General features: G+C 67.8%; 18 protein-coding genes. 12 read left to right on the forward strand and 6 right to left on the reverse strand.

The window, feature by feature from the left end; translation table 11 throughout:
• Positions 1-3: 3 nt before the first annotated feature.
• The 5 genes from purB to FB464_RS14820 form a co-directional block, all read right to left on the reverse strand.
• Positions 4-1386 carry an adenylosuccinate lyase gene (gene purB, locus FB464_RS14800; protein ID WP_116416363.1) on the reverse strand — a complete coding sequence of 461 codons (1383 nt, stop codon included), beginning with the start codon at positions 1384-1386 and terminating at the stop codon, positions 4-6.
• On the reverse strand, positions 1383-1982 hold the full coding sequence (locus tag FB464_RS14805) for a low molecular weight protein-tyrosine-phosphatase (protein ID WP_116416362.1): 600 nt from the start codon (positions 1980-1982) through the stop codon (positions 1383-1385). Before FB464_RS14805 ends, purB begins: the two co-directional genes overlap by 4 nt.
• Before the next feature lie 65 nt (positions 1983-2047).
• A complete protein-coding gene (locus FB464_RS14810) occupies positions 2048-2458 on the reverse strand; it encodes a phage holin family protein (RefSeq protein WP_116416361.1) in 411 nt (136 codons plus the stop codon).
• 17 nt (positions 2459-2475) lie between these two features.
• A complete protein-coding gene (locus FB464_RS14815) occupies positions 2476-3810 on the reverse strand; it encodes a nucleotide disphospho-sugar-binding domain-containing protein (protein WP_116416360.1) in 1335 nt (444 codons plus the stop codon).
• Entirely contained in the window at positions 3807-6080 is a 2274-nt protein-coding gene (locus FB464_RS14820; RefSeq protein ID WP_116416359.1) for a glycosyltransferase, read from the reverse strand. The genes FB464_RS14815 and FB464_RS14820 overlap by 4 nt, the downstream gene beginning before the upstream one ends.
• A gap of 147 nt (positions 6081-6227) precedes the next feature.
• On the opposite strand from FB464_RS14820, the gene FB464_RS14825 reads away from it, so the two are divergent.
• The 8 genes from FB464_RS14825 to FB464_RS14860 all read left to right on the forward strand — a co-directional run bounded on the left by FB464_RS14825 (position 6228) and on the right by FB464_RS14860 (position 14259).
• Entirely contained in the window at positions 6228-7334 is a 1107-nt protein-coding gene (locus FB464_RS14825) for a histidinol-phosphate transaminase (protein WP_116416358.1), read from the forward strand.
• 35 nt (positions 7335-7369) lie between these two features.
• On the forward strand, positions 7370-8491 hold the full coding sequence (locus tag FB464_RS14830; RefSeq protein WP_116416357.1) for a thiamine pyrophosphate-dependent dehydrogenase E1 component subunit alpha: 1122 nt from the start codon (positions 7370-7372) through the stop codon (positions 8489-8491).
• Entirely contained in the window at positions 8491-9477 is a 987-nt protein-coding gene (locus tag FB464_RS14835) for an alpha-ketoacid dehydrogenase subunit beta (protein WP_116416356.1), read from the forward strand. The genes FB464_RS14830 and FB464_RS14835 overlap by 1 nt, the downstream gene beginning before the upstream one ends.
• 45 nt (positions 9478-9522) lie before the next feature.
• Positions 9523-10956 carry a dihydrolipoamide acetyltransferase family protein gene (locus FB464_RS14840; protein WP_116416355.1) on the forward strand — a complete coding sequence of 478 codons (1434 nt, stop codon included), beginning with the start codon at positions 9523-9525 and terminating at the stop codon, positions 10954-10956.
• Positions 10957-11081: 125 nt separating this feature from the next.
• Positions 11082-12026, forward strand: a complete 945-nt coding sequence (locus FB464_RS14845) for a metal ABC transporter solute-binding protein, Zn/Mn family (protein WP_116416354.1) — start codon at positions 11082-11084, stop codon at positions 12024-12026.
• 10 nt (positions 12027-12036) lie between these two features.
• A complete protein-coding gene (locus tag FB464_RS14850; protein WP_116416353.1) occupies positions 12037-12933 on the forward strand; it encodes a metal ABC transporter ATP-binding protein in 897 nt (298 codons plus the stop codon).
• Complete coding sequence (locus FB464_RS14855; protein WP_116416352.1) at positions 12930-13820, forward strand: metal ABC transporter permease; 891 nt, start codon at positions 12930-12932, stop codon at positions 13818-13820. Before FB464_RS14850 ends, FB464_RS14855 begins: the two co-directional genes overlap by 4 nt.
• 49 nt (positions 13821-13869) lie before the next feature.
• Positions 13870-14259 (forward strand): Fur family transcriptional regulator, encoded by a 390-nt coding sequence (locus tag FB464_RS14860; protein WP_116416351.1) that lies wholly within the window; start codon positions 13870-13872, stop codon positions 14257-14259.
• Here FB464_RS14860 and FB464_RS14865 read toward each other — a convergent pair.
• Positions 14226-15509 carry an ABC transporter permease gene (locus FB464_RS14865; protein WP_170152022.1) on the reverse strand — a complete coding sequence of 428 codons (1284 nt, stop codon included), beginning with the start codon at positions 15507-15509 and terminating at the stop codon, positions 14226-14228. The genes FB464_RS14860 and FB464_RS14865 overlap by 34 nt on opposite strands.
• A 210-nt stretch (positions 15510-15719) precedes the next feature.
• Between FB464_RS14865 and rpmB the strand changes: the two genes are divergently transcribed.
• The 4 genes from rpmB to FB464_RS14885 all read left to right on the forward strand — a co-directional run bounded on the left by rpmB (position 15720) and on the right by FB464_RS14885 (position 16825).
• Positions 15720-15956 (forward strand): 50S ribosomal protein L28, encoded by a 237-nt coding sequence (gene rpmB, locus FB464_RS14870; RefSeq protein ID WP_116281233.1) that lies wholly within the window; start codon positions 15720-15722, stop codon positions 15954-15956.
• Positions 15956-16123 (forward strand): 50S ribosomal protein L33, encoded by a 168-nt coding sequence (gene rpmG / locus FB464_RS14875; protein ID WP_104245585.1) that lies wholly within the window; start codon positions 15956-15958, stop codon positions 16121-16123. The genes rpmB and rpmG overlap by 1 nt, the downstream gene beginning before the upstream one ends.
• Before the next feature lie 3 nt (positions 16124-16126).
• Positions 16127-16432, forward strand: a complete 306-nt coding sequence (rpsN, locus tag FB464_RS14880; protein WP_116416349.1) for a 30S ribosomal protein S14 — start codon at positions 16127-16129, stop codon at positions 16430-16432.
• Positions 16433-16537: 105 nt separating this feature from the next.
• Positions 16538-16825, forward strand: coding sequence for an HU family DNA-binding protein (locus FB464_RS14885; protein WP_104245587.1), 288 nt, complete (start codon positions 16538-16540; stop codon positions 16823-16825).
• Positions 16826-16912: the final 87 nt, after the last annotated feature.

The following is a 16912-nucleotide window of genomic DNA, read 5'->3' on the forward strand; positions in this document are numbered from 1 at the left end:
CGTTCAGGCGCCGAGGTAGTCGACCAGTTCGCTCGACAGACCGACGTAGGTCGCCGGAGTCAGGGCGACGAGACGGGCCTTAGCCTCCGCACCGATGTCGAGGCCGGAGACGAACGCCACGAGTTCGGCCTGCCCGATCCGCTTGCCGCGGGTGAGGTCCTTCAGCAGGGCGTAGGGGTCGGTGATCGAGCTGCGACCGGCCGCGATCTCGGCGCGCACGACAGTCTGGATCGCCTCACCCAGCACCTCCCAGTTGCCGTCGAGGTCTGCGGCGAGCAGGTCGGCGTTCAAGGAGATCTGGCCGAGGCCGCCGAGGATGTTGTCGAGCGCGAGCAGAGAGTGGCCGAGCGCGACGCCGACGTTCCGTTGCGTGCTGGAGTCGGTGAGGTCGCGCTGCAGGCGTGAGGTCACGAGGGTCTGGCTGAGGGAGTCGAGCAGCGCGCTCGAGAGCTCGAGGTTCGCTTCGGCGTTCTCGAACCGGATCGGGTTGATCTTGTGCGGCATCGTGGACGATCCCGTCGCACCTGCCACCGGGATCTGGGTGAAGTAGCCGAGGGAGATGTACGTCCAGACGTCGGTGCACAGGTTGTGCAGCACCCGGTTGGCGTGTGCGACGCGCTGGTAGAGCTCGGCCTGCCAGTCGTGCGATTCGATCTGGGTGGTGAGCGGGTTCCAGGTGAGTCCGAGCGAGGTGACGAACTCTTCGGAGACGTGCGGCCAGTCTGTCGACTCCGACGCCGCGAGGTGCGCGGCGAACGTTCCGGTCGCCCCGCTGAACTTCGCGAGGTACTCGGTCTGTTCGAGCTGGCGGATGATGCGTTCCAGTCGGTAGACGAACACCGCCAGCTCTTTGCCCATCGTCGTGGGGGTCGCGGGCTGGCCGTGGGTGCGCGCGAGCATCGGCACGGCACGGTGCTCGAAGGCCTGGCGCCGGAGCTCGGCGACGACGCGGCGGAGGGCGGGCATCCAGACCCCGGTGACCGCCTCGCGGATGGTGAGCGCGTAGGAGAGGTTGTTGATGTCCTCGCTGGTGCAGGCGAAGTGGGTGAGTTCTTCGACGGCGGTCAGGCCGAGCTGCTCGAGCTTGTTGCGCACGAGATATTCGACCGCTTTGACGTCGTGGCGGGTGACGGCTTCGAGTTCGGCCAGTTCGTCGATCTCGGGCTGGCCGAACGAGGTGACGAGGTCGCGGAGGGCACGGCGCTGGTCTTCGTCGAGCCTGGATGACCCGAAGAACTCATGGTCGGTGAGGTAGAGCAGCCATTCGACCTCGACTTCGACGCGGGCACGGTTGAGGCCCGCTTCGGAGAGGTACTCGCCGAGACCGGAGACGGCTTGGCGGTAGCGCCCGTCGAGGGGGCTGAGGGGCTGGAGGGGAAGCGTCATGTTCTAGGCTCCGGGGAGGGCTGGGGCCGCGTCGGCGGCAGGGGTGGGCGTGGGGGCGTCGCAGGCATGGGCGAGTGGTGGGTGTGCCGGAGCGCCGGCTCGAGCTGGGCGAACAGCGCGCGGCAGGAACGCTCGATCGTGACGAGCACCTCGTCGAACAGCGCCGCGGTGGAATAGTACGGATCGGGCACATCGAGCTGGCCGCCCGCGTCGGGGTCGAAGCTCGCGAGCAGCCTGACCTTCGAGCGGTCGGCGTCGTTGTCGGCCCAGTCCTTCACGACGCGCTCGTGGCTGCGGTCGAGCACCACGACGAGGTCGAGGCTGTCGAACCAGGCCGGGTCGAACTGGCGGGCCCGGTGCGCCTGCCCGTCGTAGCCGCGCTGGGCGAGGGAGACCAGCGTGCGGGGGTCGGCCTGCTCGCCGACGTGCCAGTCGCCGGTTCCGGCCGAGGTGACGGCGATCCGATCATCCAGGCCGCCTTTTCGCACCAGCTCCCGCAGCACGACTTCGGCCATCGGGGAGCGGCAGATGTTGCCGGTGCAGACCATGCAGACGCGGAACACGCCGTCGGCGGGCGGTGTGGTGTCGGCGGGCATGAGTCCATTGTCTCAGCCGCCGGGCAGTGCCGAGGGCGGATCTGCCTGAGCCGGTGGAACAGGGCTCAGGCGCGAGCGCCCTGACGCCCCACGCGGAAGATCGCCTTCAGGATCGCACCGATGATGGCGGAGAGCACCGCGAGCACCAGGGCACCGAGTACGGCCCACCAGAACCCGTCGACCTCGAGGCCGAAACCGAAGAGGCTCGTGATCCAGCCGGCGAGCAGCAGCAGCACCGCGTTCACGACCAGGGAGATGAGGCCGAGGCTGAGGATGTAGAGCGGGAACGCCACCACCCTGATCGCCGTGCCGATGACCCCGTTCACGATGCCGAAGATCAGCGCCACGAAGAGATACGAGACGATCGCGGCGAACACGCCGGTGTCGTAGGCGACCAGGTTCACGCCCCCGACGATCTGCACGGTGGCCCAGAGGGCGATGGCGTTCGCCACAAGGGAGACAAGGAATCTGCGCATGCCCCCCACTATCCCAGCTATTGCCGGGAGGGGGAAGCCGGGGGTGTCTGCCCGGTCAGGAAGTCGTAGGCCCGCCGGCGTCCGGGTTCGGCTCTCAGGGCTTCGCCGAGACTCTGGGCGCGGGCCGCGACAGTGCCGGCCCCGCCTTCCTCCAGGAGGTGGATGCTCGCCTCGCGCAACTCGCTGACGGTGGCGGTGTTCGGGGCGAGGGCGATCCCGACGCCCGCGTCGACGACTCCGGCAGCACCTGCGAACTGGTCGGTGGAGAAGGGCAGCACGAGCTGCGGCACGCCCGCGGTCGCCGCCTCGGTGACGCTGTTGTTGCCGCCGTGGGTGACGATCAGGGCGGCGCCCTCGAGCAGGGTGACCTGGGGCAGGAAGCCGCGCACGAGCCAGTCCGCCGGGGCGTCGGCGAAGGCCGCGGGGTCGGACGAGCCCGTGGCGAGGGCGACCCGCACGTCGAGGGGCCGGAGGGCATCCGCGACCCGGCGGAGCACGTCAGAGCGCACTGAGAGGAAGCTGCCGAAGCTGACGTAGACGACCCGCTTGGCGCTCGCAGCGAGCCAGGCCTCCACTTCGGGGTCGGCTGGCTCTGTGCGCACCGCGGAGCCGAGGAAGACATGCGTCGGAAGGGTTGCTGTGCGGGCCGGCGGATGAAGCGCCTCGGGGTAGTTCAGCATCAGCAGGGTGCCGTGCTCGGCGAACGCGTCTTCCGAGGGCCGAGCATCCGGGTTCAGGATCGCGAGTGCGGCGTTCCATTCGGCTGTGAAACTGTCTCGCACGCTCTCGTTCAGGGCGCGGAGCGCCTCGAGATCATTCTGCGGCGGTTCGAAGGCCGCCGGCCAGAACGGTGGATGCCCGTAGACCTCGGTACCGATGGGAAGGGCGCTCGGATGCCCGAGGACCACGTCTCCGTAGGGGATGCCCGCGGAGTCGAGCCCGAGCCGCGCGCCGAACGCGAGGTGGTCGACGAGGATCTGGTCGGGGTGCGTCCTCTCCACCACAGCGAGCACTTCGCGCGCCTTCTCCACAGGTTCGTAGAGCAGGTCACTGCTGCGTGCCTCGGCCTGGAATCGTAGGGTCTCGACCATCCCGGCACGGGTGGCGTCGAAGAAGCCCCGCAGGGCGTCGTCCTCGCCCGCCGGCTGGTCTTCCGCGCGAATGACCCCGGGGTTGGAGCCCCGGCCCAATTGGAGGTTGACCCGTGAGAACCCGAAGTCGGCGACGATGGAGGCGGTGGCCGGGCCCGTCGCAACGATCACCTCCTCGCCGCGTTCCTGCCAGGCTGTGGCGAGAGTGGCGAGTGGCAGAAGGTGTGAGGCGTAGTCGGGGCTGATGACGAGCAGGGTCACGGAGCGTACTCCGTGACGGCGGACTCGTGGGAGCGACCGGCGACCTCGCTGTAGACCGCGGTGAGGGCGTGTGCCATCGCGCTGACGGTGAACTCGGAGTGCACCAGGTGCTGTGCACGGGAGATGCGCGCGTCATCGGCTTCACCGGGTGCGGCGGCGAGCTCACAGGCCCCGTGGAGTCCGGCGCGGATGCCGTCGGCGGAACGGGTGTCGACGAGGAACCCGGTGATGCCGTCGGCGATGTAGGTCGCGGGGCCGCCGCCGTTCGGCGCGATCACGATGAGGCCGGCGGCGAGGGCTTCGAGCAGGGCGATGCCGAACTCCTCCTTGAGGCTGCCGCACACGTAGACGCCGCGCGGTGCGACGAGGGGGCCGCCAGCCGTGGGCGCGCTTCCGAACCGCGCGACGCCGAGCCAGCGGGCAACCACGTCATTGGGCCGGTGCCCGGCGAGAATCAGGCCGTCACGCGCTTCGGGGTGCTCGAGCAGGGTGCGTTCGATCCTGTCGAGTTGGCCCTGCTCATCGGCGGACGGATGACCGAGGTCGCCCCCGACGATGATGAGGTTGCTCGCCGTCCGGAGCGCGGGATCAGCCGCCCACGCCTCGACGATCGTGGCCATGCCCTTCACGTGGTGCAGGCGCCCCACCGTGATGGCGAGCGGGAGGCCGTGCCGGTGCGGCGGCAGTGCCGCCACGAGCTCGTCGAGCTGCTCGAAGGGGGCGGTGGATGCGGCTGCGCCGGACGACCCCTGGGCTCGTTCACGCGCCTCTCGGCTGGCGGTCTCGATCACCGAGACGTCGATCCCTTCCGGTACGACCGTGAACCGGCCGGGTTCGCCGTCGATGTCGATTCCCAGCAACTCGCGGAGGTCGTTCCGGAGGTCGGGGCGGGGGAAGAGAACCGTGTGGACCGCCTGCTCGGCGAGCCGCTGCACGAGGCGCGTGCGGAACCAGTAGTGCTCGTGCTCGTCCACGGTACCGAACGACGCGCGGGTCAGGGTGCCCGCCATGTCGAGCGCATGGATGACGCCGTGCGGGTCGGGAGCGAGCGTGAAGACGACCGGGATGCCGAGGCGCGCGGCGACGGTGGCGGCAGCCATACTGCCGACGTCCGCCATCCGGAGGTGCAGCACGTCGACAGGGCCGAGGGCGAGGAGCGCGCGCCGGATGCCGCGTTCCGCCGCCACGCGCGCCGGCCAGGCGCTCGCGGTCGAGGTCGCCTCTGCCAGCAGCGGCACCGGGGCGAGGATGTGCCGGGCGTCGCCGTCGGCGTCCTGCCCGTCGGAGAGCCAGGTGTGCGCCCCGGGCAGCACGGCCAGGGACGCTGCGGCACTGCCGCGGGAGAGCGTGATCACGCGGTCGATCCCGGGCTCTGCGAGCAGGGAGTCCCCGAGTCGCACCAGAAGCGTCGCGATTCCTCCGTTGTCTCCGGCACCCGCCCGGGTGAGCCCACGGTCGATGTCGGCATGCAGGAAGAGTTGCGCGACCGTCAACCCCTTCCGGCCGGCCAGGCCGGTTCCGGTGGGCCGGGCCGGCGAGACACTGGCCCAGGGCCCCGCCGGGTCGAGGGCGAGTTCGATGTCGTAGGCGGCGAGGCGTGCCACGTCACCGAGGAGCCCCGGCTGCTCGGCGTACTCCTGCACGAGCGCGAGGGCCCGGGCATCCGAGGACCGGTCGCCGAGCGCGGCCATCGCGGCGACCCGCACCACCTCGGGCTCCTGGGCATCGGCGGCCAGAGCGCAGAGGGCGCGGCCGGCGACACTGCCGGGGATCAGGCCGAGCGTCTCGGCGAGGCGCGCCCGGGCATCCGCCGGAGCACCGCCGGCGAGCGCGCCCTCGAGAGCGAGCGCGATGTGGTCGGGAGCTGTGAGCGCCCACTGTTGCAGGGTGCGCTCCGCCAGGGCGCCGGTGAAACCGCCCCCGATGACCCCTCGCACCAGACGGGAGACCGCATCGAGGCGGGGAAGCCTGGTCCAGAACGCCCAGGCGGCATGCTCGCGGAGATAGGCGCGATCGGAGGAGAGGAGCTCCGAGAGGGCGAGTTCCGCTTCCTCATCGTAGATCCGGGCGAGTGCGTGCACGGCCGTGATGGCCGTCAGGGAATCATCCGCCTCTTCGGCGATCAACCGGACGAGTGCCGGTACCGAGTCGTCGCCGAAACGATCGACCGCGTCGGCGAGGCCGTCAGCCGACCGCAGGACGTCGAGAATGAACGGGGTCTCGTGCAGCCGCGCCAGTGTCTGGTCAAGGAGTGTCTGTTCAAGATCCATAGTGCCCTCGGTTCGTGCGTAAACGCACTCCAGTGAAGCGCACCCGGCAGACAACCGGCAACACCTTGACAAGCCTCGGAATACCGACTGGATGCCCCGTTGGGGGGAAGGGGAGCTTCGAAGCGGCGTACCCAATAAACTGGCGGAATGGATGTACCCGACACTTCCCCCGTGAAGCTGCGCCCGGAGATCGTCGCCCTTCCGGCCTACCGCCAGGGGAAGACGGTCGAAGGTGGCTTCAAACTGTCGTCCAACGAGAATCCGTTCCCGCCGCTCGACGGTGTGTTGAAGGCCGCTCAGGATGCCGCGGCGGTGCTTCACCGCTACCCGAACGGGCACGCACCCGAGCTCTCGGAGCGGCTGGCCGAGCGTCACGGTGTCGCCCCGGAACAGGTGATCGTCGGCGCCGGGTCGGTGGCGGTGCTCGCGCAGCTCGTCATCGCAGCCGCTGGGGCGGGCGACGAGGTGCTCTACTCGTGGCGGTCGTTCGAGGCCTACCCCCTGCTGCCGGTGATGAGCGGCGCGACCAGCGTGAAGGTGCCGAACCGGCCCGACCACGGGCATGACCTGCCCGCGATGGCCCGTGCGATCACCGGCCGAACCCGGCTGATCATCGTCTGCACGCCGAACAACCCGACGAGCACGATCGTCACGGAGACCGAGTTCGCTGAATTCATGGCCCTGGTTCCGGATGACCTGCTGGTCATTCTCGATGAGGCATATGCGGAATTCGTGACCGACCCCAATGCCGTCCGTGGTATGCCGCTGCTGGCGCGCTACCCGAACCTGGTGGTGCTCCGCACCTTCTCCAAGGCGTACGGGCTCGCGGGGCTCCGCATCGGCTACGGTGTCGGACCGGTGGCGGTCATCGATGCCGCGCGGAGCGCGAGCATCCCGCTCTCCGTCACCCACCACGCCCAGCTTGCGGCGATGGCGTCCCTCGACCAGGAGGCGGAACTGCTCGAGAGGGTCGAGCACATCGCCACACTCCGCACCACGATCTGGAACGGCCTCCTGGCGCAGGGCTGGTCCGTTCCCGAACCCCAGGGCAACTTCGTGTGGCTGGCGACCGGTGAGCACACCGAGGCCGCCGCGGAGATCCTCCTCGCCAACGGGATCATGGCCCGGCCCTTCCACCCGGAGGGGATCCGTATTTCCATCGGGGAGTCGGAATCTGTGGAGAAAGTCCTGACTTCCACGCAGGAGATTGTGGAATTCCTCTCAAACCGGCCCGCCACCCAGCCGATACTGTGAAGCTGGCCCCACTACAGAAGCACGAGGTAAGCCACGTGGCAGAAGTCCCGCCAGCTGTACAGTTCCTCTCGGTCGAAGGCGTTTTCGCCCCGAATGAAGCCGCGGAAGAGTATCTGCCGTACCTCGAGGAGTTGACCGAACAGGATCATCGGCAGTTCTACCGGGACATGGCCGTCACCCGCCGTTTCGATGAGGAGTGCACGAACCTCCAGCGCCAGGGCCAGATGGGCCTGTGGCCGCCGAGCCACGGGCAGGAGGCCGCGCAGGTGGGTTCCGCCCGCGCTGCTCGACCGCAGGACGTGATCTTCCCGAGCTATCGCGAGCACGCCGTGGCGCTGGTGCGCGGTATCGACATCGTCGACGTCGTGAAGGTCATGCGCGGCGTCAGCATGGGTGGCTGGGATGCGACCGACCCGGCGAACGGCAACTTCCGCAACTACTGCCTGGTCATCGGCTCGCAGGCACTGCACGCCACGGGCTACGCCACCGGCGTCAAGTTCGATGGTGCCTACGCCACCGGTGACGCTGAACGGGATATAGCCGTGATGGCATATTTCGGCGACGGCGCCACGAGCCAGGGCGATGTGAGTGAGGCCTTCGTCTTCTCGGCGAGCGGCCAGAACCCGCAGGTCTTCTTCCTGCAGAACAACCACTGGGCGATCTCTGTGCCCGTCACGACGCAGTCACGCACCCCGTTGTACCTTCGCGCACAGGGGTTCGGCATCCCGAGCGTCCAGGTCGACGGCAACGACGTGCTCGCCAGCTACGCGACCTCGCGGAAGCACCTCGACGATGCCCGCGCCGGTGGTGGCCCCCAGCTGGTCGAGGCGCTCACCTACCGGATCGGTGCGCACACGACCTCTGACGACCCGACCCGGTACCAGACCCCCGAGCAGCTCGCCCACTGGGTGGCGCGCGACCCGATCATCCGGTTCGCCACCTACCTGCGCGGGCAGGGTGCCGACGATGCGTTCTTTGCCGACGTCCAGGCCGAAGCCGAGGACTTCTCTGCCGACCTCCGACGCCGCACGCTCGAACTCGGGGCTCCCGCCCTGTCGGCCATCTTCGACCACGCCTACTCGGAACCGCATCCGCTGATGGACGAACAGAAGGCGTGGCTCGAAGCCTACGAATCCTCGCTCGTGGAAGGTGCCTGATGGCCGCGGTGGCAGAAGAACTCCCCCTGGCGAAAGCCCTGAACGCCGGGCTCCGCGCCGCACTCAGAGCGGATGACCGTGTGCTGCTGATGGGCGAGGACATCGGCAAGCTCGGCGGCGTCTTCCGGGTGACGGAAGGGTTGCAGGCCGAGTTCGGCACGCAGCGCGTCATCGATACGCCCCTGGCGGAGTCCGGCATCGTCGGTACGGCCATCGGCCTTGCGATGCGCGGATACCGCCCGGTCTGCGAGATCCAGTTCGACGGCTTCATCTACCCGGCCTTCGACCAGATCACGAGCCAGCTGGCGAAGATGACGGCACGGACGGCAGGCGCCGTTCCGATGCCCGTCGTCATCCGGGTGCCCTACGGCGGGCACATCGGCGCCATCGAGCATCACCAAGAAAGCCCGGAGGCGTACTTCGCACACACCGCGGGACTCCGGGTCGTGAGCCCGAGCACCCCGAATGACGGCTACTGGATGATCCAGGAGGCCATTGCCTCGAATGACCCGATCCTCTTCTTCGAACCGAAGAGCCGGTACTGGCCGAAGGGACCCGTCGACTTCAACCTGAGTGCGGCGGCACTCCATTCGACCCGCGTGGTGCGCACCGGAACCGACGTGACCGTCATCGGTCACGGGGCCATGGTGGCGAACCTGCTCCAGGCTGCGCAGGTGGCAGCCGACGAGGGCATCAGCATCGAGGTACTCGACCTCCGCTCGCTCAGCCCGGTCGACTACGCTCCGATCATCGCTTCGGTCGAGAAGACGGGCCGGCTCGTGGTCTGCCAGGAGGCGACAGGGTTCGCGAGCGTCGGCTCCGAGATCGCCGCCACGGTCGCCGAACGGGCGTTCTACTCGCTCGAGTCCCCCGTGCTCCGGGTGTCGGGCTTCGACACTCCCTACCCGCCGTCGAAGATCGAGTCGTTCTACCTTCCCGACGCCGACCGCGTGCTCGAGGCGGTCGACAGGGCGCTGTCGTTCTGACGCCCACCCGCTGACAATCCCCACCCGCCGATCCCAGGAGTTCCCGTGACTGATTCACTGTTCAGGCTGCCCGATGTGGGCGAAGGCCTGACCGAGGCGGAGATCGTCTCCTGGCGCGTGGCGGCCGGTGACACCATCCAGGTCAACCAGGTCATCGTCGAGATCGAGACGGCCAAGTCGCTGGTCGAACTGCCGTCCCCGTTCGAAGGTGTCGTCGGTGAGCTCATGGTGAGCGAAGGGATGACCGTCGAGGTCGGCACCCCGATCATCCGGGTGACCGGTGCCCCCTCGGGCGCAGCGCCCCAGCAGGCGGCAGCGCCCCCGCAGGTCGCGGCCGAGACGCAGCCGGCTGCAGCAGCTCCAGCGGCAGCGGCAGCACCACCGGCTGCGGCTGCCCCGCCGGAGGAGGCCGCCGGCGCAGTGCTCGTCGGCTACGGAACGAAGGGCCAGGTCACGAGCAGGCGGAGGCCCCGCGGGACTGCCCCGGCCGTGAGTGCGCCGACTCCCCCTCCGGTCGCTGCTCCCCCGGCGGCAGCCCTGCCCCGTACCGTTGCTCCCACCAGCCCCGCGCCCGTGGCCACCCGACCCGTCGGGATCTCCTCCCCTGCTGTGACGGGCCTGCCGGTGATCGCCAAGCCGCCGATCCGGAAGCTCGCCAAAGACCTCGACGTGAACCTGAACGAGGTCACGCCCTCCGGCCTGATCGGTGACATCACCCGCGACGACGTGATCAGGCACGCCTCGCAGGCGAAGGTCTTCCACAACATCGAGACGCCGCAGTGGGCGGACGAACGGGAGGAGCGCATTCCCGTGAAGGGCGTGCGCAAGCAGATCGCGCGCGCCATGGTCTCGAGCGCCTTCACAGCGCCGCACGTCGGCCTCTTCGTCGATGTCGATGCCTCGCGCACGATGGAGTTCGTCAAGCGGCTGAAGGACTCGGCCGACTTCGCCGGAGTGCGCGTGTCGCCGCTGCTCATCCTCGCCAAGGCGATCATCTGGGCGGTGCGCCGCAACCCGATGGTCAACTCGGCCTGGACCGACAAAGAGATCATTGTGCGCAACTACGTGAACCTCGGTATCGCGGCCGCGACCCCCCGGGGCCTGCTCGTACCGAACGTCAAGGAGGCGCAGTCGATGACGCTCCTCGAGCTTGCCACAGCACTCGAGAACCTCACACTGACAGCGCGCGAGGGCCGCACGAGTCCGAGCGACATGGCCAACGGCACGATCACGATCACGAACATCGGCGTGTTCGGCATGGACACGGGAACCCCGATCCTCAACCCCGGCGAAGTCGCGATCGTCGCCCTCGGCACGATCAAGCAGAAGCCGTGGGTCGTCGACGGTGAGGTGCGCCCTCGATTCGTCACGACCCTCGGGGCGAGCTTCGACCACCGTGTCGTCGACGGGGATGTGGCAAGCCGTTTCCTCGCGGATGTTGCGGCGATCGTCGAGGAACCGGCGCTGCTGCTCGACTGACGAACCGCCGGCGGGCTGCCAGCATCACCCCGCTATCGCTTTTGACAATCATTATCAATAAGCTCTAGCATCGGAACGTGCCCGAACAGCGGTGCATCCCCTCGTCTAGATTGACTCGTTCGCCCATGCGCACCTTCCCCTCTTCCCGTCGCCTCGCTGCCGTCGCTGCGGCCGTTCTCGCATCGGTGGCGCTCGCTGGTTGCTCCTCCGGGTCATCGGCGACCTCGGCCGGCTCGAGCGGTGCTGCCGCCTCCGGGCCGATCGCCGTCGTCGCCTCCACCGACGTCTGGGGCGAGATCGCCGCAGAGGTCGGGGGAGACCTGGTCACGGTGACCTCGATCATCGACGACCCGTCGAAGGACCCGCACGAGTACGAAGCCGATGCGCAGAACCAGCTGGCGCTCTCGAAGGCATCGGTCGTCGTGGAGAACGGTGGCGGGTACGACGACTTCGTCGACACCATGCTCTCCAGTTCGAAGAACACCGGAGCGACCGTGGTGAACGCCTCCACCGTGTCGGGTTACGATCTGAACCCCAGCACCGGAGCCTTCAACGAGCACCTCTGGTACGACTTCCCGACCGTGAAGAAGGTCGTCGACCAGCTCGCGACCTCGTTCTCTCGCATCGACCCGGCCGAAGCCTCCACCTTCACCGCGAACGCCGCGGCCTACAACACGAAGATCGACGCCCTCATCGCCACAGAAGCAGAACTGAAGTCGACCTTCCAGGGCGAGGGTGCGGCGATCACCGAACCCGTACCGCTCTACCTGCTGGACGCGGTCGGCCTCGTCGACCAGACCCCGACCGAGTTCAGCGAAGCGATCGAGGGCGGCACGGATGTCGCGCCCGACGTTCTGGCCTCGACTCTCGCGCTCTTCAGCAGTGGCCAGGTGAGCGTGCTCGTCTACAACGAGCAGACCAGCGGCCCGCAGACCGAGGCCGTGCTCGCGGCGGCGAAGGCGGGGAACGTTCCCGTGGTTCCGGTGACCGAGACGCTCGGCTCGGGTGAGAGCTACCTCGACTGGATGACGGGCAACCTGCAAGCTTTGAAAACCGCCCTTTCGCAGTAATCTTCGGTAGATGACTTCGCCTGATCCCCGCAGTGCACCGGCTGGCGCCCAGAAAGCGTCGGCCGGTCCGGTGTTGGCGCTCCGCGACGCGACGCTGGGCTTTGGCAGCCGCACGCTCTGGAGCGGTCTCGACCTCACGGTCTCCGCCGGGGAGTTCATCGCCGTCATCGGCGCGAACGGCTCGGGCAAGACGAGCCTGCTCAAGGTGATCCTCGGGCAACAGCGCCTGACCGGGGGAACGGCCACGTTCCTCGGGGCCCCACTCCGGCGGGGCAACCGCCGTATCGGGTACATCCCCCAGCAGAAGCTCGCAGACGACGGCACACCGCTCCGGGCCCGCGATCTCGTCGGGCTCGGCATCAGCGGTCACCGCTTCGGTGTGCCCCTGCCCTCCGCGGCCCGTCGCCGCCACGTGGCGGACCTGCTCGAGTCCGTCGGGGCGACGCGCTACGCCGACGCTCCGATCTCCTCCCTCTCGGGCGGGGAGCAGCAGCGCCTGCGGGTGGGGCAGGCCCTAGCCGGCGATCCGAGGTTGTTGCTCTGCGACGAGCCCCTGCTCTCGCTCGACCTGAACTACCAGCGCACGGTGAGCGAGCTGATCGACGCGCAGCGACGCGCGCGCGATCTGGGCGTTCTCTTCGTGACCCATGACATCAATCCCATTCTCGACATGGTCGATCGTGTGCTCTACCTCGCGAACGGGCGCTTCCGGATCGGCACGCCCGACGAGGTGCTGCAGTCGTCTGTTCTCTCCTCGCTCTACGGGTCACCGGTCGACGTGATCCGTACGCGCGGCCGGGTGATCGTCGTCGGAACGCCCGACGGCAGCCACGGGCATCCGGATGCCGCGGGCGACACCGCCCACCACGATGCACCGCCCGCCGCGGACCGACAGGCAGAACGATGACGGCCGACAGCGACTTCTGGTCGCAGATCTTCAACTTCGCGAACTACGGCGACCTGCTGGTGCTGCTGCAGAACTCCATCATCGCGGGCGCTGTGCTCGGTGTCGTCGGAGGCCTGATCGGCGTCTTCGTGATGTCGCGGGACATGGCGTTCGCCGTGCACGGCATCAGTGAGCTCTCGTTCGCGGGAGCATCCGCGGGCCTGCTGTTCGGGGTCGGTGTCGTCGAAGGTTCACTGATCGGATCCCTCGTCGCCGCGGCTCTGATCGGCCTGCTCGGCACGCGCGCCAGGGACCGCAACTCGATCATCGCGGTGCTCATGCCGTTCGGCCTCGGCCTCGGTATTCTCTGCCTCGCCCTGTACCCGGGCCGCTCGGCGAACAAGTTCGGCCTGCTCACGGGCCAGATCGTCGCCGTCGACAACCCCCGGCTCGGGTCGCTGATCGCGATCTCGATCGTGGTCGTCATCGGCCTCGCCGTGGTCTGGCGGCCCCTCATGTTCGCCAGCGTCGATGTCGACGTGGCATCCGCGCGAGGCGTTCCCACGCGCTTCCTCTCGTTGTACTTCATGCTGCTCCTCGGCTTGGCAGTGGCCGTCTCCGTGCAGGTGGTCGGTTCGCTGCTGGTGTTGTCGATCCTCGTGACGCCCGCTGCCGCGGCGCTCCGGCTGTCGTCGTCACCGGTGCTGGTGCCGCTGCTCAGCTCGGTGTTCGCCGTGGTCTCGCTGGTCGGTGGCATCATGCTCGCGCTCGGCGGGTCGGTGCCGATCAGCCCCTACGTGACCACGATCTCCTTTCTGATCTACGTGGTCTGCCGCCTCATCGCTGCGGTTCGGAAGCGTCGTGGCAATAGTGGCCGCACAGCCGATCTCCTGCCGGCCCGGAGCTAAAATTGTGGAGAACTGACGACGCACGGCTCTGTGCAGGAGAGGAACCCCGATGAAGCGGAACACCTGGCAACGGGAAGCCGTCCGCAGCGCCCTGGGCACCCAGATGGGCTTCGTCAGTGCCCAGGACCTGCACTCGAACCTCAAGGGAACCGGCTCGCAGATCGGGCTCGCGACCGTGTACCGGGCCCTCGGAGACCTCGCGACGGAGGGCGAGGCCGACTCGCTGCAGTCCCCGGAGGGCGAGAGCCTCTACCGGGCGTGCTCGACCGGCCACCACCACCATCTGATCTGCCGCGGCTGCGGTCTCGCCGTCGAGATCGAGGCCGACGACGTCGAGCAGTGGGCGAAGAACGTGGCGGCCCTGCACGGCTTCTCGCAGGCCGAGCATGTGGTGGATGTCTTCGGTTACTGTTCGGCGTGCGTGCCGGCGGTCGGCTGAGCCGGCCTCCCCTTCGGCTGGTCGTCGGCTTCGACATCCGCTTCCAGCCCGCCCGGAGTGCCGAAGAACATTCCCGGGGCGGTCGGCTCGTCGAGACCTTCACGCTGGTCGACCGGGATCGTGTGGATCGTTCCGGTGTCGGTGGTCAGCAGCCCGTGGCGTGACAGGATCTCGTCGCGCTCGCGGGTCAGGAACTCGCGGTTCGCCGTGTTCGCATCGGCGAACATGGTCGTGCGGCCGGAGATCACCCGGCGCACTCGCCGCCACTCGAGGTAGGGCTTTCCCACGAACATGAGCACCAGGCCGACGACGGCGTAGCCCGCCATCATGATGAATCCGCGGGCGAACCCCGGTCCCACCCCGTAGAGCTCCCGCTTCAGCATCTCGGTGATCCCGCTGCCGACCACCACGTTGTTCAGCCAGGCGAACGGTTCGGGCATGAACCAGGACGGGTACGCAGCCCCCGACGACGGCATCGAGAGGAAGACGAAGATGACCATCGCAGGCACAGCGATGAATCGCCCGGCAAAGTAACTGAGGCCGTTGACGGCGAGGCCGACCGCGACGATCCAGCCCCACGCGATGAGGAAGAGTGCGCCGAAGTGCCCGTCGACAGCGCCCACCACGGGGCCGGCGAGCACGTTGGTGATGAGCGAGATCAGCGCTCCGCCGACGACGATCACGGCCATCCGGGACCGGTGCCTGAGCGGTGCTCCCATCAGGCCGATGAACATGGCGACCATGTAGCCGCCGATGCACCAGGCGAGCATCAGGTACATCGACACCGTGCCGTACTCGTCGTACGGCGGGAGGGGGGCCAGGTCGACCGTCGTCGGAGTGATGTTCTCGGACTGCAGGGCGGGAGTGATGATCACCGGGAGCAGTGCCGCGACCTGGTACTGGTGCGCGCTCGCCTTGTAGATGGTGGATGTCGCGGGCTCGAACGCCACCGCGACGCGGCCCGAGAGCACGGCAGCCCTCGCCTCGTCGACCGTCGCCAGGCTCTCGACGGAGACGACGCCCGGCGCGGTGCGGTCGAGGTCGGACTCGAACTGCTGGGCGGAACCGACGATTCCGACGGGAACGTCGTGCGGATGCGGAGCGTGGAAAGCTGCGACGTAACAGAGGCAGAAGGCGACGATGAAGAACAGCGGCAGCCACAGTTGCAGCCCGATCAGCTGGAGCGACGGGTGCAGCGTGGAGTACCAGCGCCGGTAGGCGTTGACCTCGGGCTTCAGGGGCGTTGCCACGCCGGGGGTGTTCACGCCGGGTGTCGCCATCTGGTCACAACTCGCTTCCCATCTCGATTACCAGAGTACGCGAGGGGGATGCTAGTGTTGGTCGCTGGTCGACGGTATCTCCGTCCGCCTTCGTGTGCGCACCGCGAGAATTCGCAGGCGACGCATGCCGACAAGAAAACTTGGGTAGAGCATCCGCTCTACGGTAATTGGAGGAAAACCATGGCCGCAGTGTGCCAGGTGACTGGAGCCGTTCCCGGCTTCGGACACGCAATCTCGCACTCGCACCGACGCACTAAGCGTCGTTTCGACCCGAATGTGCAGAAGAAGACCTACTACGTTCCTTCGCTGAAGCGCAACGTGAACCTGACCCTCTCGGCCAAAGGCATCAAGGTCATTGATGCCCGCGGTATCGAGTCGGTCGTCAAAGAAATCCTGGCTCGTGGGGTGAAGATCTAATGGCAAAAGCACAAGACGTACGCCCGATCATCAAGCTCCGCTCGACCGCCGGCACCGGGTACACCTACGTGACCCGCAAGAACCGCCGCAACAACCCCGACCGCCTCGTGCTGAAGAAGTACGACCCGGTCATCCGCAAGCACGTCGACTTCAGAGAGGAGCGGTAACACATGGCTAAGACAAGCAAGATCGCTAAGAACGAGCAGCGCAAGGTCATCGTCGCACGCTGGGCAACCAAGCGCCTCGAACTGAAGAAGGCCCTCGTCGACATCAACGGAACCGACGAGTCGCGCGAAGCGGCTCGCGTGGGCCTGCAGAAGCTTCCCCGCGATGCTTCGCCGGTGCGCGTGCGCAACCGCGACGCTGTCGACGGTCGCCCCCGTGGCCACCTCTCGAACTTCGGGATCTCCCGCGTCCGCTTCCGTGAAATGGCTCACCGGGGCGAATTGCCGGGCATCACGAAGTCAAGCTGGTAGGTTACCCTCGCGCGTCGCTTCCGAAGCGGCGCACCCGCATGACAGTTTCATGAGATCCACACGAATTGCTGCTTCAGCAGCAGGATGGTCCGAGGAGGACACTAAATGGCTGACAAGTCACTGAACAAGACCGAGCTCGTCGCTGCAGTCGCCGCATCGTCAGGCCAGACGCAGACCGCCGTCAACGAGGTGCTCGACTCCCTGTTCGCAACCCTCGCCGACTCGGTGTCGAACGGCGTCAAGGTCACGATCCCGGGCTGGATCGCCGTCGAGCGCACCTCGCGTGCCGCTCGTACCGGTCGCAACCCGCAGACGGGTGAGGCCATCGAGATCGCCGCAGGCAACTCGGTCAAGATCAGCGCCGGCAGCAAGCTGAAGGCAGCCGTCAAGTAGTTCGTTCCACAACGACTGAGGGATCCCGGTTCGCACCGGGGTCCCTTTTTCGTTGCAGGGGCGCGTGTCGAGGGTGGCTACTCCTCC

The organism is Subtercola boreus, from assembly GCF_006716115.1.
GTDB classification, from domain to species: Bacteria; Actinomycetota; Actinomycetes; order Actinomycetales; family Microbacteriaceae; genus Subtercola; species Subtercola boreus.